Raw genomic sequence first — 19616 nt, 5'->3', positions numbered from 1 at the left:
GCGTTCTCATCCTCGGATCTGATCCGCCAAGTCCTTGGCCATGACGTGCTGCCGAGTCACGCCATCGGGCATGAGCTCGCCCTCGTCGCCGGTCTCATGAAAGCCGTTTCTTTCATAAAGCGCCCGGGCACTGCTGTTGCTCTCTGTCACCGCCAACCGCAGTTCCTCCGCGCCAGTCTGTCCGGCCCATTGCGCCACCCGCTGCACAAGCAGATCACCCACTCCGCGACCGCGCCCCTGCGGCAGCACATACAGGGAAATCAGCTCCACGGTCCGCGCCTCACCGGCCGGAACGCCGCTCACCATCCCCACCGCTGCGCCGTCGAGCGACGCCACAACGTTGTACGAGCCGGGAATGGTCAGGCGGGCGCGCCAGCGTTCCTCCCGGTCCCCGTCGCCCTGCCAATCCGCCAGGCGGCTCCCAAACGCGTAGGGGGCCTCGGCCAACGCCTGGAGCCGCAGCTCGCGCCACAACGCCCAATCGTCTTCGGTAAGAACACGGGTCCCGATCATCGGCGAAGCTTGCCCGTCACGCTCGGGGGGAGCAACCGATATGCACCTGCTGGCGTATGCCTCCACCTGGCCTCCCGGTCGTCAGGACATGCAGCGCACGGATCCGCCGCGGTTTGGCACGCGTTCAGGACGAGCTGCGGTTCATGTACTGGTTCCATACGTGCCTTTCGATCTCGAGGATGGGCCGGCCCAGCTGTGCCGGGTTGGTGAACCGGCGTTGCCCGGAGGCGTGTCCGGGACCGGCCGGGTTCTGGAGCCATCGCCGGGCGGTCCGGAAACCATAGGTAGGCGAGTCTCCCCGCGCGGATGAAGGCGGCCGGTTGCTGACCCGTCGTGCAGGAGCCGAAGAAACGCCTGCCCGCCCCAGTCGGGCCGCCGGCTGGTTCATGCGTTCTATGTCGTGGTCGCCGCGATTCGAGCTGCGAGGTCGGGCAGGTCCACCGGATCGTGTGTGTTGACACGTAGCACCGGTGCCGCATCGAGAGGTTGCCCCTCCGCCGCCCAGCGGGGCCAGTCGTCGACAAGGCGGCGGTGATCGTCATGGATTCGGTGTCGTTGACGAGCCGCGTACCGTGCTTTGGCGACATCAGGCGGGACGTCGCACCAGACCTCGACCGTCCTGTCTGGCCGGCATCGGCGCAGGCCGGCCTCGACGAAGGGCAAATCCCTCGGTTTGAACCACCACGACTCCAGCACCACCCGGCCGGACATCGCCGCCGCCAGCGACCACATCATCTCGCCGGCCGCCGCCCCGAGCGCATGCCCCGGAACTGACGGCGCGATGCCCGAGACGGCTTACTTGATCGCATCCTTGGAGATCACCGGGACACCGAAGACCGAGGCCAGCCCCGTCGCCAGAGTCGTCTTCCCTGAACCCGGCAGACCGTTGACGAGAATGAGATCAACCATGCGGCGATCGTTGCTCACGCGTACCGACGTAGCGCGGGCCGGCCCCGTCCGGCGAGGGCAGACTTCATCGCGCCAGCGAGCCACGACGCGGTGGACGCAGGTATGGCCGCGTTACGGCGGCGTGTCGAGCACCGCGTCGGCGGCATCGTCGAGACTCTGCACGATCCACTGCTCGAAGTCGGCCGTGGTGCGCTCCGCCGCTGCCTGCCAGCGCAGCCGCTGCTCCTCCGTGGTGATGCGGGGCAGTGGCGCAGTCAGCCGGCGTGCGCCGCCGGCGCGGGTGGCCCGGAGATTCCGGCGCAGCTCGTTGCGCGACCAGCCCCCCTCCTCGGCCTGATCCAGCCATCGATCCTGCTGTTCGTCGGGCAGACCGGCTACCTCGGCATGATGCTGGAAGCTCAACGCGGCCCGCCGCCGGGCCAGTGGGAAACGGCGCGCGACCCATGCATAATTACGCACTGTCTGATACTCCAAGCCCAGAGTTTCGACGGCGCGCCGATACCTTCCGGTAAATTCCCGTTCACCGTGTGCCAGCCAGTCCCCAATACACCACACGGATGAATTCAGCACCTCAACGAGCCGCCGCCCGGCGCGCTCCCACCCCGCGAACGTGACGCCACCTGGTATTTGGAGTCCCACCTGGGTGACCAGGATCTGACCATTCGGCACGGCCGCCTCATGAGCCGTCTGCAGGTCTTTTCCAGAGTTTGCGGCGGCACTCACACCTCGTTGTTCAGGTATCGACAACGTGACTCCTCGCGATCGTCACTAAGGAGAGCCTGCCGTCCCGGCTCTCCGCGGGCCTCCCGCCACAAAGGACCGTATTTTGTCGGGGCCAACGGCATCTTCCCCCCACGGTGGACATTTGCGCGTAGCTCGCGCGGGGGACGCGCCGGACGCTGCTGTCTCGCCGGCGGGACAACAGTGGCGGCCGCCGGAATCGTGAAAACGTTGACACTGATGGATTTCTCTCCGCAATATGTGTCCACCGAATCCTCACCCTCGTCGAGAGGAAAGGGCAGTAATGGGCATGAACTCGCGAACAGGCCGAGGCTGGAAAAGGGCGGCAGTAATGGTTGCCGCATCCATGGCAGCGGTGGTTGGTGTGACCGGTCCGGCATTCGCCATCCATCAGCCTGACCCGCTTTCCTGCGCCTGGAATCGCACTTACGGCAGCGGCGACTACCTCTGGCTCAAGATCTTGCAAAGCAATCCGTCGGTGCCGTGGACGCCGTTGTGCTTCGTCGACGCCGGCTCGGATTTCAATGTGAGCGCGTTTGGAGTGATCGGGCTGCACAGCGGCAACAACGCCGGCATCATCGGCAGCGACACGATCCTCTGGGCATTTCCCAAGTGGCACGACGACTTCACCAACTACGGCACCGTCCGAGTGCTGACCATCTACTCGTGACATACGCGCCGCCGGGCGGTCCGACGTGCCGGACCGCCCGGCCGGCCAACACTTGGGGGTGTGCGAACGTGCGCGAGAACGACGACATCCGCGCCGCGGCGGGCCGCCGATCGCGGCGCCGCCGCATCGCTGCCGGGCTGGCCGGGATTGTCCTAGCCGGTTCTGCCTGGTGGGCGTACGACCGGTCGGCGGAACCAGCGGCTCCCGGCGACGGTGCCACGGTCAACGTGCTGGACTCCGATCTGCGAGACCCCGACCGGCTGGACGCCATCCTTGATGACGCCGGTATCCCGGCCCGCATCCAGATCATGCACGCCAAGGTCGTCAACGGCGTTCTTTTGGGTGGTTGCGGCGGCGCCGGTCAGGACGGCCTGCGCCAGATCGAGGCGGTGCTCGGCCCGCCGCCGGTGATTCGTCCGATTGGCAACAGCGAAGGCGTACGGATCGACATCGCGGCCCTGCCCCGCAACACCCAGATGTCATTCGTCTACTGGGTGATGCCTGGCCAGGTCCGGCCCATCACCGCGCCGACGATGAGCCTGCACAACGGCACGCCGCCGACCTGCACCCTGCCGGTCGCCCCGGCCCGTGACCGTCAATCGACTGGGCGGCCGGCACCCTGAAGACGACCGTGATTATCGACCGTATGCCGGTCGAGGAGCGTGCTTTCGCGGTGCATCCGGGGGGTGTGGAACGCAGTGACCGGGACCGGCCGTGACCTGCGCCGCCCGGGTCCGGGCCACGTAGTGTGCCGCGCCGTCGCGCCCGGCCGGCTCTGCGGTGCCGGCACCGGCCGCGATTGCTCGCATGGCGAAGTCGGGAACGGGCCGGGCGTCCTTGAAGCCCTGCTCGGTCACCATCGGCCTGGTCAAGGGGCGGCTCGGTGCGGTTGATCCCAGCCGTCCGGCAGAACGATGGAATCCCATCCGGGGTCCGGCCGATAATCGGTCCACCGACCGTCGAACGGTGGTGCGCCGCTCGCCGCGAGATCCATCAGATGTTCTCCGGCGGCCCGGATCGCCGGCGCCTGATCGGCGCTCCAACGGCCCGGTAGACCTGTCAGCGCGGCGAATTCGTCCTCGTCCTTCCACCGGCCGTTCCCGTCCGGGGTGATTAAGACGTCCAGGGCGCGGTCTGCGGTGTCGATGCCACGCAGGCTTCCGGTTTCCCAGCGCACGCGAGGCGACTCGAGATTGCCGTACCAGCCTTCGAAGCGCATGGAGGCGTCGAAGAACCACCACAAGGACCAGTCGCCGACCGTCGGTGCATAGTGCACGATGCCGGAACCTCGCCAGGTGGAACGGCGAGAGGCCCGGGGCAGATGAACCCGATCGGCGATCGAAACGTCGCGTAATCCACGTCCGTCGGCCAGGACGGATTCGATTTGCGGCGTGCCCGGACCGATCCACAACGCCAGCCCCTCGGCGTCGTCGCTGATGACCCGGCCGACCCGTACGAAACGCGCCTGTCCCTGACGCCCGTACCGATAGAGGACCGTGTCGCCGTAACCCCAGACCATGGGCGCACCGTATTACGCCGGCACTAGTCTGCCGCCGAGAATGCTGTTTCATACCTGGGTAGCACTCGCGATTGCGGTCTGTGGTGTGACGACCCGGGGGACACTTCGGCCGGACGCTCCAGGCCATGCGAATCCTGCCGCTCACCTTGGCCCTGACCAGCATCTTCACCCTGACCGCGGCCGCCGGCCCCCCACCCAGGGTGGGGACCCTATCGCCTTTCGCGGCGGCGCGGTCCGCGTTGTCCACAGGGGCGAATTCGCGTTCCGAGTTATCCACAGGCAGCTTGCCGGCGGGTCCGGCGCTGGCCTCCACTGTGTTTGCGGCGGCCTACCGGGAGACGGCCGTGCGCATGCTGGCCGCCGGCTGCCCGTACGCGAACTGGGCCGCCCAAGGCCGCCACTTCCTGCAGTTCGACCCGGCCGGCGACGGGCGCGTCGTCGAGGTGCTCGGGGACTTGGGGTCGGCCTCGCGGGTGGCGATCCTGGTTCCGGGCGTGGACACCACGCTGGCCGACTTCGACCGTGGCCTGGGCGGGGTGCCGCGACGGGCGCCGGGGGTGCAGGCGCGCAACCTGTACGAGGCCCTGACCAAGCGCGACCGGCACACCGCGGTCATCGCGTGGCTGGGTTACGACCCGCCGGAGGGGATCGGGGTGGCGGCCGCGACCGAGGGGCGGGCCCGGGACGGCGCGGCGGCGCTGACCGCGTTCGTGCGGGGCGTGCTGCGGCAGCGGCCGGGGACGGCGGTGACGTTGATCGGGCACAGCTATGGCTCGATCGTCGCCGGGCTGGCCGCGGAACGGCTGCCCGAGGTGGGCGATGTCGTGACGTTGGGCGCGCCCGGCATCGGGGTGGACCACGCCGGAGACCTGGGTGGGGCGCGGGTGTGGTCGGCGTTGGCTCCGACCGACTGGATTCGCCGGATTCCGCAGGTGCGCGTGCTGGGTCTGGGTCTCGGGCGGCGTCCGAGTTCGCCGGAATTCGGGGCGAACGTGCTGCCCACGGACGGGGTGGCGGGGCACGATTTCTATCTTGTGCCGGGAAGCGCGACCCTGAAGGCGGTAGGCGACATCGTCCTCTCGGGTGGTCCTCGCCACGAGACGCCGGGCCGCGTTTCTTAAGCCGCGCTTAAGGGGTACAGTTCCGGGCGGTCCTGATGCTGACGACTTCGCGGGAGGTGTTCGCTGTGCGAGATAGCGATCCTCCTAGTCGTGGCCGGGCTGCCTGTCAGCGCGCCTGACCGCTGACACAGGACTCTTCCACCCCGCATCCACCCGTACGCCGTTTGCCGGCGCCGGGTCGAGTCGTGCGCGCCGCGACGCCGGATGCGTGGGTGCCGGCCGCGACGTGATGTGCGCCCAGAACGCCACTCACGAGCGGAAGAAGGCCCCTCTGATGAAGAACCTCATCGCGCCCCTGACCTTCACGGTCGCTGCCATTTACGTGGTCATGCTGTTCGTCCTGGCTCACAGCACGCCGTGAACAGCCGCTAAGGCAAGCGGGACGTCCACAGCAGCGAAAGTCCGGCCGCCACCAGGCCCAGCAGCAACGCCAGCCCCGCATACCACTGCGTGACCTCGCGGGGCTCCACCCGGTGGCCGATCGAGCTGCCCATGTCCTCGTACACCTGCTTGAGCTCGCTGACCGACGCGGCCTCGTAGAAGTAGCCCTCGGTGTTCTCGGCCAGCTGCTGCAGCGACAGCCGGTCGACCGGCACCCGCTGCAGGGCGCCGCGGATGTCGACCACGCCGGTGTCGGTGCCGAACGCGATCGTCGAGACCGGCACGTTGGCCTGTGACGCAGCGGTGGCCGCGTCCTCGATCGAGCGGCCCGACGTGCGGTAGCCGTCGGAGAGCAGCACGATCCGGGCCGGGGGAGCGCCGGCGGCCCCGTCGGCGGGCACCGCGCGGATGGCGTCGAGCGAGGTGAACACGGCCTCGCCGGTCGCGGTTGCCTCGGCCAGCGTCAGTCCGTCGATCGCCGAGACCACCTGCGAGCGGTCCTTGGTCGGCGGCACGAGCACGTTGGCGGCCTTCGCGAACGACACCAGCCCCAGGTTGTACGTGGGGGGCAGCTCGTTGACGAACGCCTTCGCCGCCTCCTGGGCGGCCTCGATGCGGTTGGGCGCGACGTCGTCGGCCTCCATCGACAGCGACACGTCGATCGCCAGCATCACGGTGGCCCGTTCGAGCGGCTCCTCCTTGTCGACCGACGGGCGGGCCAGGGCCGTGCCCAGGGTCAGCAGCGAGAGGATGAACGCGGCCGCGGAGACGTGCCGGCGCCAGCCCAGGCCCTTGGGGGCGAGCGTGCGCAGCAGGTCGACGTTGGTGAAGCGCATCGCGTACTGGCGCTTGCGGAACTGCCTCCAGGTGTACAGGCCGGCGAAGACCAGCACCGGGAGCACAGCGAGGAGCCACCACGGCTCGAGGAAACGGATCATCGGGTGGTCCCCCGGGTGCGTGCGTGTCGCTGGGCGGCCACGAAGCGGACCACGTCCAGCAGCCAGTCGGTGTCGGTGCGCAGGCGTAGGTGGGCGGCGCCGGCTGCGCGCAGGGCTCCGGCGATCGCGCCGCGCTGTTCGGCGGCCGCCTCAGCGTAGCGCCGGCGCAGTGCGGGGTCGGCTGTCTGCACCTCGTGCAGCGCCCCGGTCTCGGGATCGGCCAGCGTGATCACGCCGACGTCGGGCAGCTCGAGCTCGCGCGGATCGACGACCTCGACGGCGAGCACGTCGTGGCGGACGCCGAGCTTGCGGATCGGCCGCGACCAGCCCTCGACGGGGGCCATGAAGTCGGAGATGACGACGGCCACACCGCGACGCCGTGGCGGCCGGTTGAGCAGGTCGATCAGCTCGCCCAGGTCGGTGCGGCCGGGCCGGATGTGGGTGCCGGCGACCGCGCGCAGCAGGGCCTGCGCCTCCTTGCGGCCGGGGCGGGCGGGCATCCGTACGACGGAAGGGGTGGTCGCCGCAGGCGGGGTCTTCTCCCGGCGCCATCGGCTCGGCTTCGCCTCGACCGCGGAGCCCGTGCCGACGACGGCGCCGATGCGGTTGCCTCCCCGTACGGTCAGGTGGGCCATCGCCGTGGCCGCCGCGAGCACCAGGTCGCGCTTGAGCATCTTGGCCGTGCCGAAGTCGAGGCTGGCGCTCAGGTCGATCGCCATCCACGTCTCGAGCTCACGGTCGGCGACCGTGCGGCGCACGTGCGGCAGCGTGGTGCGCGCGGTCACCGGCCAGTCCATCCGCCGCACGTCGTCGCCGGGGCGGTACTCGCGGGACTCGCCGGCCTCGCTGCCCGGGCCCGGCAGCAGACCCGCGTAGTCGCCCTGGAGCAGGCCGTCGAGTTTGCGCGTGACCAGCAGCTGCAGCCGGGACAGGACGGCCTCGGCCCGTGCTGTGCCGGAGTCGGCGCTTAGTGCTGGGCCGGCCACGGAGCACCAGTCTGGGGCTGCGGACCGCCGCTGACCGGGGCGGCGGGGTGGCTGCCGTTGGGCGACGTGCCCTGCCGGGCGGCCACCGAGGGCAGCGGGACGCTCTGCATGATGCGGGCGACGATGTGGTCGGCCGGGATGTCGTCGGCCAGCGCGTCGTAGCTGAGCACCAGCCGGTGGCGCAGGATGTCGGGCGCGATGTCCTGCACGTCCTGCGGCAGCGCGTAATCGCGGCCGCGCAGCAGCGCCAGGGCCCGCGTCGCGCGGACGATGCCGAGCGAGGCGCGCGGGCTCGCGCCGTACTGGATGAGCTGGGCCACGTCGGGCATGCCGTGCTGGGCCGGGGCGCGGGTGGCCAGAACCAGCCGCACCGTGTAGTCGACCAGGGCGTTGTGCACGAACACCTGGTCGGCGCGGCGCTGCAGGCCCAGCAGCTCCTCGGTGGTGAAGACCGTCTTGGGCTCGGGCGGGCTCACGCCCATCCGGTAGACGATCTCGCGTTCCTCGGCGTCGGTGGGGTAGCCGACCAGGATCTTCATGAGGAAGCGGTCGCGCTGGGCCTCGGGCAGCGGGTAGACGCCTTCCTGCTCGATCGGGTTCTGGGTGGCCATCACCAGGAACGGGGTGGGCACCTCGTGGCTCTGCCCGCCGATCGACACCTGGTGCTCGGCCATGACCTCGAGCAGCGCCGACTGCACCTTGGCGGGCGCGCGGTTGATCTCGTCGGCCAGCAGGAAGTTGACGAACACCGGGCCCAGCTCGACGTCGAACTTCTCGCTCGACTGGCGGTAGATGCGGGTGCCGACGATGTCGGCCGGCACCAGGTCGGGGGTGAACTGGATGCGGGAGAACGAGCCGCCCACCACCCGGGCCAGGGTCTCGACGGCGAGCGTCTTGGCCACGCCGGGCACGCCCTCGAGCAGGCAGTGCCCGCGGGCGAGCAGCGCCACGAACATGCGCTCGACCATCCTGTCCTGGCCGACGATCACCCGCTTGACCTCGAACATCGCGCGCTCGAGCTGGGACGCGTCCTGTGCGGGCGGAACGGGCGCGCCGCTACCGGAAATCGTCTCGGTCTCGGGCGTGAGCGGCTGAGCCACCGGTCCTCCACAGCGGTCGAAAAAGTCGTCTGCCGACGCTCAAGACTTACACGACCGACCTGAGAGCGTGCTCGTGGTGTCGCATTACGCGCCGCGCGGCCGCCTCGCCATGGACCGCAGGTGTCGATCTTTCTGCGCGATGCGCCGGAACGGGCACCCGCGGCGGGAGGATGCGCCAAGCCTGGATGCGTGTAACATTCTCCACGTCGCCGGGCGGCTTCCCCCGTGGTCGCCCGGCGCTCAATACCCTAGGGTCATGGACCTCGAGGTCATGGACGGCCCGACTCACCCGCAGTGCTCCTCCAAAGGATGCCGCGCGGACGCCAAGTGGCAGCTTTTGTGGAACAACCCCAAGCTGCACACCCCGGAATATCGGAAAACGTGGCTGGCCTGCGACGATCATCGTCCTACGCTCGGTCAGTTCCTCGAAGTCCGCGGATTCCTGCGCGAAGTGACGCCCTTCGGTGCAGCGTCCGATGCGCCGATCTCGTAGGGTCGAACCGTGACCGTCGACGCCCTCACGCCCTGGCCCGACACCGTGGATTGGCGCCCGGTCTCCCCGAAGCTGATCACAGTGGAACTGATCGTCCGCGGGGTCTGGACCCTGATCGTCATCGCCGGCCTGGTCGTGGGCCTCGTGCTGCAGGGCCACTGGCTGTGGCAACTCGGCATCGCGCTGGTCGTGGTGAACGCGATCTGGCGTTCCTTCGTCACCGTCCGGGCCGTCCGCGCCTGGGGTTACGCCGAGCGCGACAACGACCTGCTGGTGCGGCACGGCCTGCTGGTGCGGCGGCTCTCCATCGTCCCGTACGCGCGGATGCAGTTCGTCGACGTGACGGCCGGCCCGCTCGAACGTGCGTTCGGGCTGGCCACCGTGCAGCTGCACACCGCCGCGGCGGCCAGCGACGCGCGCATCCCCGGTCTGCCGCCGGCCGAGGCGGCCCGGTTGCGTGACCGGCTCACCGCCCTGGGCGAGGACCGGGCCGAGGGACTGTGACCGCCACCGAGCCCCCGGGAACGGCGGTCGTGGAACCCGAGCCACGACGCCGTCTGCACCCGCTCAGCCCGCTGCTGCACGGCGCCAAGAGCATCGCCGTGATCGTGGCCGCGCTGTCCTGGCAGACGCTGTCCCAGGTCGGGCTGGAGCGGTTCGCGATCGTGGTGGCGGTCATCGCGGTCGGCGTGGTGCTGTTCTCGATCGTCGGGTGGCTGACCACCGGCTATCAGGTGGTCGGGCGGGAGCTGCGGATCTCCGACGGCGTGGTCTGGCGGCGCAACCGCGCCATTCCGCTCGAACGGCTGCAGGCGGTGGAGCTGCGACGGCCGCTGCTGGCCCAGCTGACCGGGCTGGCCGAGCTGCGACTCGAGGTGATCGGCGGGGGCAAGACCGAGGCCCCGCTGGCCTACCTGACGGTCAAGGAGGCCTCCGCCCTTCGGGAGAGGCTTCTGCGGCTGGCCGGGCGTACGAGGGCAGTCGAAGCGCAACCCACCGGCCAGGCCGATGCGGCGGCACCCGGCGCGCCCGCTCTCGAACGCCCGCTCATGCGGGTCAGAAACCGCGATCTGGTCGTCAGCCAGTTGCTCACCCCGCAGGCGTTCTTCCTGCCCGTCGGCGTGGCGTTCGTCGTGCTGCAGTTCGTGCTCGAGGGATCGTGGACGTTCGTCGGCATCGCCAGCACCGTGACCGCCATGGCCGGTGTGCTGCTGCAGCCGGTGCGGCGCGTGCTGCAGGACTGGGACTTCCGGCTCGCGCGCGACCCCGAAGGCCGGCTCGCCGTGCGCTACGGGCTGCTCGAGACGCGCAGCCAGCTGGTGCCGCTCAACCGTGTGCAGGCCATCGGGGCGACCTGGCCGCTGCTGTGGCGGGGTCAGGGCTGGCTGCATCTGCGTCTGGACATCGCCGGGTACGCCGGTGAGCCCGGCAGCGGTGACTCCAAGCGCTCCGACCGCCTCCTGCCGGTGGGGGAGTTCGCCACCGCGCGGGCCCTCGTGTGGGAGGTGCTGCCCGGGGTCGACCTGGCCACACTGGCCACCTCGCCGCCCCCGTCGCGGGCGCGCTGGCTCAACCCGTTCTCGCTGCGGTCGATCGGCGTCGGGCTCACCCCCGAGGTCTTCGTGAGCCGCTGGGGGCTGCTCACCCGCGAAATGCACATCGTTCCGTACGCGCGGCTGCAGAGCGTACGGGTGGTGCAGGGTCCTCTGCAGCGGATGTCCGGCCTGGCCACGGTCTACGCCGACACCGCCCGGGGCCGCGCCGGCCAGGCCAAGGACCGGGATCTTGCCGAGGCATACGCGCTGGCCGCGGAACTGGCCGTGCGGGCGCGCCAGGCCCGGGAACCGCAGACCCCCTAAGCTCGGGGGATGGAGCTTCCGGAGTTCTCGCCCGGTCTCAGCGCCCGGGTGGAATTGACCGTCACCGACGCCGACACCGCCCAGGCTGTCGGCTCGGGTGACGTGCCCGTGCTGGCCACGCCGCGCGTGCTGGCCCTGGCCGAGGCGGCCACCGTCGCCGCCACCGCCCGCCTGATTCCCGGCGGGATCACCACGGTCGGTGTGCGCGCCGAGATCTCGCACCTGGCCCCCACCCCGGTCGGGCGTCAGGTGCACGCGCTGGCCACGCTGGCCAAAGTGGACGGGCGCAAGCTGCACTTCGAGGTCGTGGTGCGGGACGGCGAGACGCTGGTGGCCGAGGTGCGGGTCGAACGGGCACTGCTCGACCGCCAGCGCTTCATCGAAAAGGCCCTCGGCTAGGCGCCCCAGCGGGCGACGACCTCCTCGTTGGTCGGCATCGCGACCGCGCCGCCGCGCCGCTCGCAGACCAGCGCGGCGACGTTGAGGGCGAACTGCACGTTGCGCTGCCAGCCCTCGAGATCCTTGGGCAGGCCGTCGGCGAGCAGCCGGCGCACCAGGGCGCCCATCACCGAATCGCCGGCGCCGGTCGCGTCGATCGCGTCGACCTTGGGCGCGGCCAGCATCATCGCGCCCTCCGCGGCGGCGATGTAGGCGCCCTTGGACCCGGCGGTGACGACCACGGCCTTGGCCCCCAGCGAGCGGATGCGCTCGGCGGCCTTTTCGGGTGACGCGCCGTCGTAGAGCACCTCGGCGTCGGCCGCGCTCAGCTTGACCAGGTCGGCCGTGGCGAAAAACTCCTCGGACAGCTCCCGCAGGTGGGTCACCGCGGCGCCGTCGGGCAGCAGGGTGGGCCGCGCGTTCGGGTCGAAGACGCGCAGCGGCCCGGGAGTCGCCCACGCGGCCCTCGCAGCCGCCCGGAACGGCTCCCGCAGCAGGCAGATCGATCCGCTGTAGAGCACGTCGGCCCCGGACACCATGGCCGTGTCGAGGTCGGCCGGGCCGAGCAGCGCGTACGACGGGGGCTCGCCGTAGAAGGTGAACGTCGGCTCGGCCCCCACGAACGTGGTGACCGCCAGCGTGGTCGGCGCGGAGACCCGCTTCACGCCGGCCGTGCCGACGCCGCGTTCGGTCAGGAACACCGCGATCCGGTTGCCCAGCACGTCGTCGCTGAGCGAGCCGACATACTGCACCTGGCCGCCGAGCCGGGTCGCGCCGACGGCGACGTTCAGCGGCGCACCGCCGATCGCCTGGCGGTAGACCACCTCGCCGTCGTGCTCGGCCTCCTGAAGGTCGATCAGCGCCTCGCCGAGCACCACCGCATAGCCCATTGCCGGTCCTTCCCCTCATTCGCTCCGGGAACCCGGCCATGTGCTCAGGTAACCCGGCCGTAATGCAGAACAGCCTTACGTCCGGGGACGCGCAGCGCCAGTACTCGCCTGATATGTCCCTTTTTGGGATGATCAACGGATGTTATCCCGCGCGCTCGCCCTTGCTGTCCCCCTCACCATGATCGCTGGCTGCACGAACTCGGTGGACGTCGGACCCACCACGCCCGTCTCGGTCACCGCCTCGGCCTCGGCCTGGACCGTCTTCGAGGGCGGGACCAGCCCATCGCCGGCCGGTTCGTGGAATCCCGACACGGTCGCCTCCGGCACGTTCCTGCCGTTCCGGCCGGGCTCGACGGCCATCACCTACGACCCCGCGGTGGTCCCGCCGGGTGCGACCGCCTCGGTGCAGATCTCCCAGAACCCCCAGGCCATGGAGGTACGCGTCGTGGCCGCGGGACTGATTCCCCGAAGGGCGTACGGCGCCCACCTGCACACCATGCCGTGCACCGCCGTTCCTGACGCCGCAGGGCCGCACTACCAGCATCAGAGCGACCCGTCCAAGCCGTCGGTCGACCCGTCGTACGCCAACCCGGAGAACGAGGTGTGGCTCGACTTCACCGTCGACGGGTACGGCGAGGCCACGTCGTCGTCCCTGGTCAAGTGGACTTTTCCGGAGGGGCAGTCGGCGCGGTCGCTGATCCTGCACGCCCAGCCGACGAAGACGGCCGCGGGGGTGGCGGGGACAGCCGGGCCGCGTGTGGCCTGCCTGACATTGCCGGAGCGCTGAGGCGTTTGCCGGTTCTGTCCTGTGGACAACCGGCGCCGCGCGCTTGACACCCGGGTAGTGTCCCCAGCCATTGCCCCTGGGTGGCCGGGGGAGGTGGTGGGCACCCGCGCGAGGCTCCCGGGCCTCCTTCCGGCCGGCGGCAGCGGTAACGTCGGGGGCGGATCGGCGACCCAGCGTCGTCCACGGCTGAGAACTTCGGAGGCGGCACCATGGCCGAGCAGAAGGCCGCGCAACCCGCGGTCAAGACGGAAACCCACGACCCCGGCTTCCCCGAGGCTTTTCTGCAGTTCATGCGGGGCGGGTGGCGTGAGGACCCGCTGGCCGTCAACCCGCTGCCCGAGGTGCCCAACTACGAGAAGCGGCGCAACGCGCTCTCCGAGGCCTTCCCGGGCGAGACGCTGATCATCCCGTCCGGCAACGAGAAGGTCCGCGCCAACGACACGGACTACTCCTTCCGCCCCGGCAGCGACTTCGTCTACCTGACCGGCGACCGCGATCCCGACAGCGTTCTCGTGCTGCGGCCCAGCGGCTCCGGCCACGACGCGGTGCTCTACACGCGGCAGCGCAACTCGAAGGACACCGACGCCTTCTTCCGCAGCCGCAACGGCGAGCTGTGGATCGGGCGTACGCACACGCTGGCCGAGAAGTCGACCGAGCTCGGCGTCCAGACCGCCCCGCTGGCCGAGCTGGGCCCCGCGCTGGCCGGCTCGGCGCCGGGACGCACCCGGGTGCTGCGCGGGCTCGACGCCGCGGTCGACCGGGCCGTGCTGGCGTACGAGCCGAACCGTGAACAGCCGCGCGACCGCGAGCTGGCCTGGGTTCTCAGCGAGCTCAAGCTGGTCAAGGACGAGTGGGAGATCGCCCAGCTGCAGGCCGCGATCGACGCCACCGTCCGCGGCTTCGAGGATGTCGCCCGGGTGCTGCCGGCCGACCGCGGGGTCAAGGAGCGGCTGCTCGAGGGCGTGTTCAGCCTGCGGGCCCGGCACGACGGCAACGACGTCGGCTACGGCTCGATCGTCGGTGCGGGCGCGCACGCGACGATCCTGCACTGGGTGCGCAACACCGGCGTCACCAAGCCGGGCGAGCTGCTGCTCATGGACATGGGCGTCGAGGGCGACAACTTCTACACGGCCGACGTGACCCGTACGGTGCCGGTGTCGGGGCAGTTCTCGCCGCTGCAGCGCCAGGTCTACGACATCGTCCACGCGTCGCAGCAGGCCGGCATGGAGGCGATCCGGCCGGGCGTGCTGTTCAAGGACGTGCACCAGGCCTGCATGCGTGTGCTGGCCGAGGGGCTCGACGACCTGGGGCTGCTGCCGGTCAGCGTCGACGAGGCGATGAGCGAGGAGAGCACGGTCTACCGCCGCTGGACGCTGCACGGGTTCGGCCACATGCTCGGCATCGACGTGCACGACTGCAACAACGCGCGCAACGAGACGTACCGGGACGGGGCGCTGGGGGAGGGCTACGTGCTCACCGTCGAGCCCGGCCTCTACTTCCAGCCCGAGGACGACCTGGTGCCCGAGGAGCTGCGCGGCATGGGCGTCCGGATCGAGGACGACGTGCTGGTCACCGCCGACGGCTGCAAGAACCTGTCGGCCGGCCTGCCCCGCTCGTCATCCGACGTCGAGGCGTGGATGGCGGCGCAGCGCGAGGCCGGCCCGCGCCTCCCGGACTAGCCGATGAGCCGGTCGACGAGCGGAAACTCGTCGTACGGCTGGTTGTAGTCGCCGAAGTGGCCGTCGTCGCGGACGATCTGGGTGCCGCCGACGCGTTCGAACATCGCTCGCCCCTGGTGCTCGTCGCAGCCGTACGGGTCCAGGCGCGAGTTGATGAAATACGCGTCCCGCACGTTGCCGCGGATCGTGCTCCAGTCGTAGCTCGGCTGGAGCACGGGCTCGTCCGAGTCGTTGGGCTGCGTGCAGTAGCCGGCGACCAGGATCGCCTGGTCGACCGTGACGTGTTCGAGCAGGGCCAGCAGCAGCGCGGCGCCGCCCGAGTGCCCGACCAGGACGGTCTGCTCGTCGAACGTATGCGCCTTGAGAACCCGGGGCAGGAACTCGGCGATCGGCTCGACGTTGAGGTCGGGGTAGTGCGGCACCTCGACGTCGTAGCCACGCTCGGTCAGGCGGCCGGCCAGCCATGGATACCAGGCCACGCCGGGGTTGCCGCCGGTGCCGTGAAAGATGATCGCGCGTCGCATCGGGCCAGTCTGGCATCCGGAGTCGGGGTTCGATGCCCCTGTGGATGACGCCGGGCCGCTGTGGATAACCCGCATTACGCGGCTTGACAACGGCGTACGTTCTGCCCCAACGACCCAGGGTGGGCGGGGGAGGCGGCGGCCACCCAGCGCAAAGCCGACAAAACCGGATCAGCGCTTAACATGGTGATTTTTCGTTTTTGGGAGGCCTAGTCTGGACGGCATGGTGAGGGTGCCTAGTTCGCGCAGGGCCGTGGTGGCCGGGGCGTTCCTGCTCGTGCTCGGGGCGACGCCGGCCGTGGCGCACCTCAAGAACGCCGAACCAGGGATGTTCAACAAGGCCGAGCCGGGGGTGTTCGCCGCCCGGCAGATTCCCACCGTGGCGCCGACGGTGGCGCCGGTGCCCCGGGCGGTGCGGGCGCCCCGAGACCTGCCGACGATCAACTACTGGGATTCGCCGCAGGGTTTCTCGCCCGACGTGACGCCCAGGTCGGTGACGGCCGTACGGGAAGGGCTGCACCCGAAGCGCAAGCTGGCCGTCTACGACGCCCCGGGTGGACTGCCGCGCGCGTTCCTGGCCCGGACGATCAGCGGGCTCCCGGTCACCGTGCCGATCGTCGAGCGACGCCAGGGCTGGGCCGCGGTGCTGCTGCCCTCGGTCAACCGGCGGGTCGGATGGCTGCCGCCGCACGGCTGGGAGACGCGCCGGCTCCGCGACGAAGTGGTGGTCGACCTGAGCGACCACCGGCTGACCTGGCTGCGGGACGGCCGGAAACGCGGCGCCTGGACGGTGGCGGTCGGGTCGTCGCGGACGCCGACGCCGCTCGGCCGGACGTTCGTGATGGGACGCACGATCACCCACGGCCACGTGTACGCGGGCCTCGACGCACTGGTGCTGGGAGCCGTGCCGGACGACCGGGACGCCCTGTCGGCCTCGCTGCGCAACGGGCACACGGCGATCCACGCGTGGCGGCAGGAGTCGGCCTTCGGGCGCAGCATCTCCAACGGGTGCATCCGGATGCCGGCCGACGTGCAGCGCACGTTGCTCGACCACCTCGGGCCGGGCACCGTCGTGCACGTGGTCAGCTGAGAAAGACTACGAACGCAGCCACTGCGCCTTGGCCGCGGCCCGCTGCTCATCGGCCCCGGCCGCCCGCAGCAGTTCCAGCACCGGCCAGTACGAGACCGTGTCGGCCTGCCCGCCGCTGACCACCCGATGCAGATAGTCGCCCAGCACGTCGCCGAGAACCAGGCCGTCGCGGGTGATCGCGCGGACGGCGGGCACCGCCTCGGAGTGGTCGTCGCCCGGGCCCAGCCCCTCGATCATCGCGCTGATGCGGGCGGCCTCTGCACGTTGTTGCTCGTCCAGTTCCGGCTTCTGCATATCGCCACCGTAAGCCGCCCGGCCAAGGTCAGTCCTGGAAGCTGCGGCCCAGCACCGCCAGCAGGGCCAGTTTCTCGTGGCTCTCGCTGCCCGGGGTGGCCGTGAAGACCAGCAGCGACTGGGCCTGATCGGGGTCCTGCAGGCTCTGGCAGAACAGGTCGAGCCGCCCGACCCGGGGATGCGCGAAGCGTTTCGTGTCGCTCCACCGCAGCCCGACCTCGTGCCGGTTCCACACCTCGGCGAACTCGGGGCTCGTACGCAGCAGGGTGCCGACGAGCGCCTGGGCCGGTGCGCCGGTAGTCCGCAGCGCCGCGGCCAGGAACCGGCCCTGCTTGTCGTGGTCGTCGGCGAAGTAGATGGCGCGCGAGGCCGGGTCGGTGAACCAGCGGTAGACCGCACTGCGGGCCGGCCCCTCGTACGCCGTCTCGTCGCCGAACAGCGCCACCGCGGGCGGGGTCTGCAGCAGCGTCTCCCCGAGCGGGCTGATCACCTGGGCGGGCGTGTCCTGCAGTCGGTCGAGGATGCGCATCAGGCCGGGGCTGACGTGCCCACCCGCGCCGCGCTGGGCGGCGCTGTAACCGCACAGCCGGAACAGGTGGTCGCGCTCGTCCGGCGTCAGGCGCAGACCGCGGGCGACGGCGGCGAGCATCTGCGGGGACGGTTGCGGGCCGTCGCCGCGTTCGAGGCGGGCGAAGTAGTCGGCCGACATGTCGCACAGCTCGGCCACCTCCTCGCGGCGCAGGCCCTTCGCCCGCCGCCGGGCGCCCCGCCGCAGACCCACGTCCTCCGGTTGCAGGGCTTCGCGGCGGGCGCGCAGGAAGGCGCCGAGCGAGGCGCGGTCGAACGTCATGCTCCGATCGTCGCGGATCCGGCCCGGCTCAACCACGGCATCGCATTCAGTGGCTGAGCGGAGCCTTCATCCGGCGCTCGAGGCGCAGGCTACCCTCGCGCGGTGAGCTCCCAAGTGATTGCGGCGGCCTGGGTGCACGTGCGGGACCGCCGGGTCCTCGTCGTGCGGGCCGCCAACTCCGACGCGTTCTATCTGCCCGGCGGCAAACCCGAGCCGTCCGAGACGTACGCCGAGGCGGCCGCGCGTGAGGTGCACGAGGAGGTCGGCATCGTCGTCGACCCGGCCGACCTGACCCTGTTCACCGAGATCGTCGCGCCCGCCCACAACCGGCCGCCCGGCACCACCGTACGGCTGATCTGTTTCCTCGGCGGCAAGACCGAGGACGCGCCGAGGGCCGCGAACGAGATCGCCGAACTGGACTGGTTCACCTCGGCCGAGTCCCCGCTCTGCGCCCCGGCGATCCGGCTGCTGATCGGCGAGCTGGTGACCGCGGGCCTGATCGATTAGGCCGGTGCCGCTTCGAAAAACCGGTCGGCAACGGCTGTGTGGGTGCTGAACCCGAGTTCGGCCGGGCCGGTCAGCACGTCCCAGCCGTGGGTCTCGTCGTTCGCCTCGGCGGCGGGCATGTCGTCGGCCGACCGCAACGGCGGGAACAGCGCGAAGACGAGCAGCGTGCCGTCGGGGGCGCTGACCGCGTCGTACAGGCGGGCCGCTTTCGGATCGGCCGTCAGGCCCGTCTCCTCGAACAGCTCGCGGGCGGCGGCGTCCTGCCAGGACTCGCCGTAGTCGATGAAACCGCCCGGCAGCGCGAGCGTGCCGGCCGCGGGCGGGATCGCGCGGCGCACCACGAGAAGGCCGCGGCCGACCGGCTGGACGGCCACCGCGACCGGCGTCGGGTTGCGATAGGACGTCTCGCCGCAGGCGCCGCAGCGGCGCGGCCAGAGCTGGGCCGGCGCGAACCGGGCCCCGCAGAACGTGCAGTGCTGGAAGAGGTCACGCATGGAGCGGCGAGTTGCAGGCCGCGACCAGGGCCTGCCGGCACGCGTTGAGCAGCGGGCGCAGGGCCGCGTCGCGCTGCTGGGCCTCGTAACCGTTGATGGCGCCGCCCGGCGCGTTCGTCTCGGCCAGCGCGAGCACCTGGTCGAGAATCGACGCGCGGGCGAACAGGCGGCGGGCGCGCGGATCGAACCCGGCGGGCAGGGTGGCCGTGCTCTCCGGGCGGCGCAACTGTTGCAGGGCGCCGGCCAGCTCCGGTTTCCACTGGGCCACGTCCAGCTTGGTCAGCTGGGTGGTCGTCTCGCCGAGGGCCACGGTCAGCTCGCTCTCGGCCTCGGCCGCGCCCATCTGGAACACCGGCCGGTAGTCCTCCACCGGGAAATAGCGCCACAGCACCGTCTCGAACTCCACGCCGGAGCCGGACACGTGGCGGCGCACCTCGGGCACGACGCCGAACGTGGGCGTCATGACGGCCTCGCCCGAGAGCATGGCCGCGCCGGTCAGCGGGCCCGGGCCGGGCAGGCCGCGCGGGTCGCCGGGGGCGGGCAGCACCAGGCGGATGTCGTCGGGATGCACCTTGGCGAACACCGGCAGGCCCTGCGGCAGCGGCACGTCGGTCCACGTGCCGGGCGCGTCGGCGACCAGGTGCTCCTCGTCACGGGCGATCTCGTCGGGCAGCTCGTCGAAGGGCACGAGACCGGCACGCCAGGCACGCACCCAGGCCACGAACCTGGTCGAGCGCCGCGCGACCAGGGTGGCGGCATCGGCTGCTGGGGACATGCGAGCAAGGGTACGTGCCCATCGGGAAGTCTGTCTCGGCCGGAGAGTCAGAAAGGCCGTG

Annotated in this window: 24 protein-coding genes; 11 read left to right on the top strand and 13 right to left on the bottom strand. The window is 70.8% G+C overall.

The features are described 5' to 3' along the window. Window positions 1–6: 6 nt before the first annotated feature. The 3 genes from ACZ3I4_RS10990 to ACZ3I4_RS10980 all read right to left on the bottom strand — a co-directional run bounded on the left by ACZ3I4_RS10990 (window position 7) and on the right by ACZ3I4_RS10980 (window position 2145). Window positions 7–513, bottom strand: a complete 507-nt coding sequence (locus tag ACZ3I4_RS10990) for a GNAT family N-acetyltransferase (RefSeq protein WP_465381705.1) — start codon at window positions 511–513, stop codon at window positions 7–9. A 795-nt stretch (window positions 514–1308) separates the two neighbouring features. Beyond that, the gene (locus ACZ3I4_RS10985) at window positions 1309–1440 is read right to left on the bottom strand and encodes a P-loop nucleotide/nucleoside kinase family protein (protein ID WP_465381704.1); all 132 of its coding nucleotides are present in this window, start codon (window positions 1438–1440) and stop codon (window positions 1309–1311) included. 93 nt (window positions 1441–1533) lie between these two features. Continuing rightward, a complete protein-coding gene (locus ACZ3I4_RS10980; protein ID WP_465381703.1) occupies window positions 1534–2145 on the bottom strand; it encodes an LmbU family transcriptional regulator in 612 nt (203 codons plus the stop codon). A gap of 364 nt (window positions 2146–2509) precedes the next feature. Here ACZ3I4_RS10980 and ACZ3I4_RS10975 point away from each other — a divergent pair, with 364 nt between their 5' ends. After that, entirely contained in the window at window positions 2510–2833 is a 324-nt protein-coding gene (locus ACZ3I4_RS10975) for a hypothetical protein (RefSeq protein WP_465381702.1), read from the top strand. A gap of 68 nt (window positions 2834–2901) precedes the next feature. Next, window positions 2902–3456: a hypothetical protein gene (locus tag ACZ3I4_RS10970; protein WP_465381701.1), complete on the top strand. Its 555-nt coding sequence runs from the start codon at window positions 2902–2904 to the stop codon at window positions 3454–3456. Between the two features lie 245 nt (window positions 3457–3701). Here ACZ3I4_RS10970 and ACZ3I4_RS10965 read toward each other — a convergent pair whose 3' ends face one another. Beyond that, the gene (locus ACZ3I4_RS10965) at window positions 3702–4352 is read right to left on the bottom strand and encodes a ribonuclease FAU-1 family protein (RefSeq protein WP_465381700.1); all 651 of its coding nucleotides are present in this window, start codon (window positions 4350–4352) and stop codon (window positions 3702–3704) included. A 284-nt stretch (window positions 4353–4636) separates the two neighbouring features. Between ACZ3I4_RS10965 and ACZ3I4_RS10960 the strand changes: the two genes are divergently transcribed. Next, window positions 4637–5473 (top strand): alpha/beta hydrolase, encoded by an 837-nt coding sequence (locus ACZ3I4_RS10960; protein ID WP_465381699.1) that lies wholly within the window; start codon window positions 4637–4639, stop codon window positions 5471–5473. Window positions 5474–5841: 368 nt separating this feature from the next. On the opposite strand, the gene ACZ3I4_RS10955 is transcribed toward ACZ3I4_RS10960, so the two are convergent. The 3 genes from ACZ3I4_RS10955 to ACZ3I4_RS10945 are packed head-to-tail and all read right to left on the bottom strand — an operon-like array spanning window position 5842 to window position 8878. Then, window positions 5842–6792, bottom strand: coding sequence for a VWA domain-containing protein (locus ACZ3I4_RS10955; RefSeq protein ID WP_465381698.1), 951 nt, complete (start codon window positions 6790–6792; stop codon window positions 5842–5844). Next, the gene (locus ACZ3I4_RS10950) at window positions 6789–7778 is read right to left on the bottom strand and encodes a DUF58 domain-containing protein (RefSeq protein WP_465381697.1); all 990 of its coding nucleotides are present in this window, start codon (window positions 7776–7778) and stop codon (window positions 6789–6791) included. The genes ACZ3I4_RS10955 and ACZ3I4_RS10950 overlap by 4 nt, the downstream gene beginning before the upstream one ends. Next, the gene (locus ACZ3I4_RS10945) at window positions 7760–8878 is read right to left on the bottom strand and encodes an AAA family ATPase (RefSeq protein WP_465381696.1); all 1119 of its coding nucleotides are present in this window, start codon (window positions 8876–8878) and stop codon (window positions 7760–7762) included. Before ACZ3I4_RS10945 ends, ACZ3I4_RS10950 begins: the two co-directional genes overlap by 19 nt. A gap of 256 nt (window positions 8879–9134) precedes the next feature. Between ACZ3I4_RS10945 and ACZ3I4_RS10940 the strand changes: the two genes are divergently transcribed. From ACZ3I4_RS10940 to ACZ3I4_RS10925, 4 genes are read left to right on the top strand one after another with little or no spacing between them, the layout of a single operon-like run. Beyond that, complete coding sequence (locus ACZ3I4_RS10940; protein WP_465381695.1) at window positions 9135–9371, top strand: hypothetical protein; 237 nt, start codon at window positions 9135–9137, stop codon at window positions 9369–9371. Window positions 9372–9380: 9 nt separating this feature from the next. Next, window positions 9381–9875, top strand: a complete 495-nt coding sequence (locus ACZ3I4_RS10935; protein WP_465381694.1) for a PH domain-containing protein — start codon at window positions 9381–9383, stop codon at window positions 9873–9875. Beyond that, entirely contained in the window at window positions 9872–11230 is a 1359-nt protein-coding gene (locus ACZ3I4_RS10930; RefSeq protein ID WP_465381693.1) for a PH domain-containing protein, read from the top strand. The genes ACZ3I4_RS10935 and ACZ3I4_RS10930 overlap by 4 nt, the downstream gene beginning before the upstream one ends. A gap of 9 nt (window positions 11231–11239) precedes the next feature. Further along, window positions 11240–11629, top strand: coding sequence for a thioesterase family protein (locus ACZ3I4_RS10925; RefSeq protein WP_465381692.1), 390 nt, complete (start codon window positions 11240–11242; stop codon window positions 11627–11629). Here ACZ3I4_RS10925 and ACZ3I4_RS10920 read toward each other — a convergent pair. Continuing rightward, on the bottom strand, window positions 11626–12558 hold the full coding sequence (locus ACZ3I4_RS10920; protein ID WP_465381691.1) for a carbohydrate kinase family protein: 933 nt from the start codon (window positions 12556–12558) through the stop codon (window positions 11626–11628). The genes ACZ3I4_RS10925 and ACZ3I4_RS10920 overlap by 4 nt on opposite strands. Before the next feature lie 139 nt (window positions 12559–12697). On the opposite strand from ACZ3I4_RS10920, the gene ACZ3I4_RS10915 reads away from it, so the two are divergent. Both ACZ3I4_RS10915 and ACZ3I4_RS10910 read left to right on the top strand, forming a co-directional pair. Beyond that, complete coding sequence (locus tag ACZ3I4_RS10915) at window positions 12698–13345, top strand: superoxide dismutase family protein (RefSeq protein WP_465381690.1); 648 nt, start codon at window positions 12698–12700, stop codon at window positions 13343–13345. 209 nt (window positions 13346–13554) lie between these two features. After that, window positions 13555–15024 (top strand): aminopeptidase P family protein, encoded by a 1470-nt coding sequence (locus tag ACZ3I4_RS10910; RefSeq protein WP_465381689.1) that lies wholly within the window; start codon window positions 13555–13557, stop codon window positions 15022–15024. Here ACZ3I4_RS10910 and ACZ3I4_RS10905 read toward each other — a convergent pair. Continuing rightward, window positions 15021–15548, bottom strand: coding sequence for an alpha/beta hydrolase (locus ACZ3I4_RS10905; RefSeq protein ID WP_465381688.1), 528 nt, complete (start codon window positions 15546–15548; stop codon window positions 15021–15023). The two genes, ACZ3I4_RS10910 and ACZ3I4_RS10905, sit on opposite strands and share 4 nt — an antisense overlap. Before the next feature lie 220 nt (window positions 15549–15768). Between ACZ3I4_RS10905 and ACZ3I4_RS10900 the strand changes: the two genes are divergently transcribed. After that, window positions 15769–16635, top strand: a complete 867-nt coding sequence (locus ACZ3I4_RS10900) for a L,D-transpeptidase (RefSeq protein ID WP_465381687.1) — start codon at window positions 15769–15771, stop codon at window positions 16633–16635. Between the two features lie 6 nt (window positions 16636–16641). Here the strand turns inward: ACZ3I4_RS10900 and ACZ3I4_RS10895 are convergent, their stop codons facing one another. Both ACZ3I4_RS10895 and ACZ3I4_RS10890 read right to left on the bottom strand, forming a co-directional pair. Further along, the gene (locus tag ACZ3I4_RS10895) at window positions 16642–16929 is read right to left on the bottom strand and encodes a hypothetical protein (protein ID WP_465381686.1); all 288 of its coding nucleotides are present in this window, start codon (window positions 16927–16929) and stop codon (window positions 16642–16644) included. Between the two features lie 28 nt (window positions 16930–16957). Continuing rightward, window positions 16958–17779 carry a helix-turn-helix transcriptional regulator gene (locus ACZ3I4_RS10890; protein WP_465381685.1) on the bottom strand — a complete coding sequence of 274 codons (822 nt, stop codon included), beginning with the start codon at window positions 17777–17779 and terminating at the stop codon, window positions 16958–16960. 102 nt (window positions 17780–17881) lie between these two features. Between ACZ3I4_RS10890 and ACZ3I4_RS10885 the strand changes: the two genes are divergently transcribed. Then, the gene (locus tag ACZ3I4_RS10885) at window positions 17882–18286 is read left to right on the top strand and encodes an NUDIX hydrolase (RefSeq protein WP_465381684.1); all 405 of its coding nucleotides are present in this window, start codon (window positions 17882–17884) and stop codon (window positions 18284–18286) included. Here the strand turns inward: ACZ3I4_RS10885 and ACZ3I4_RS10880 are convergent. Next, window positions 18283–18780 carry an NUDIX domain-containing protein gene (locus ACZ3I4_RS10880; protein ID WP_465381683.1) on the bottom strand — a complete coding sequence of 166 codons (498 nt, stop codon included), beginning with the start codon at window positions 18778–18780 and terminating at the stop codon, window positions 18283–18285. The genes ACZ3I4_RS10885 and ACZ3I4_RS10880 overlap by 4 nt on opposite strands. Then, window positions 18773–19555, bottom strand: a complete 783-nt coding sequence (locus ACZ3I4_RS10875) for a hypothetical protein (RefSeq protein WP_465381682.1) — start codon at window positions 19553–19555, stop codon at window positions 18773–18775. Before ACZ3I4_RS10875 ends, ACZ3I4_RS10880 begins: the two co-directional genes overlap by 8 nt. Between the last annotated feature and the right edge of the window lie 61 nt (window positions 19556–19616).

Source organism: Actinoplanes sp. NPDC021490 (assembly GCF_055562135.1).
Note: the sequence above shows the minus strand (reverse complement) of the source record. Positions and strands in the feature narration are given on the sequence as shown.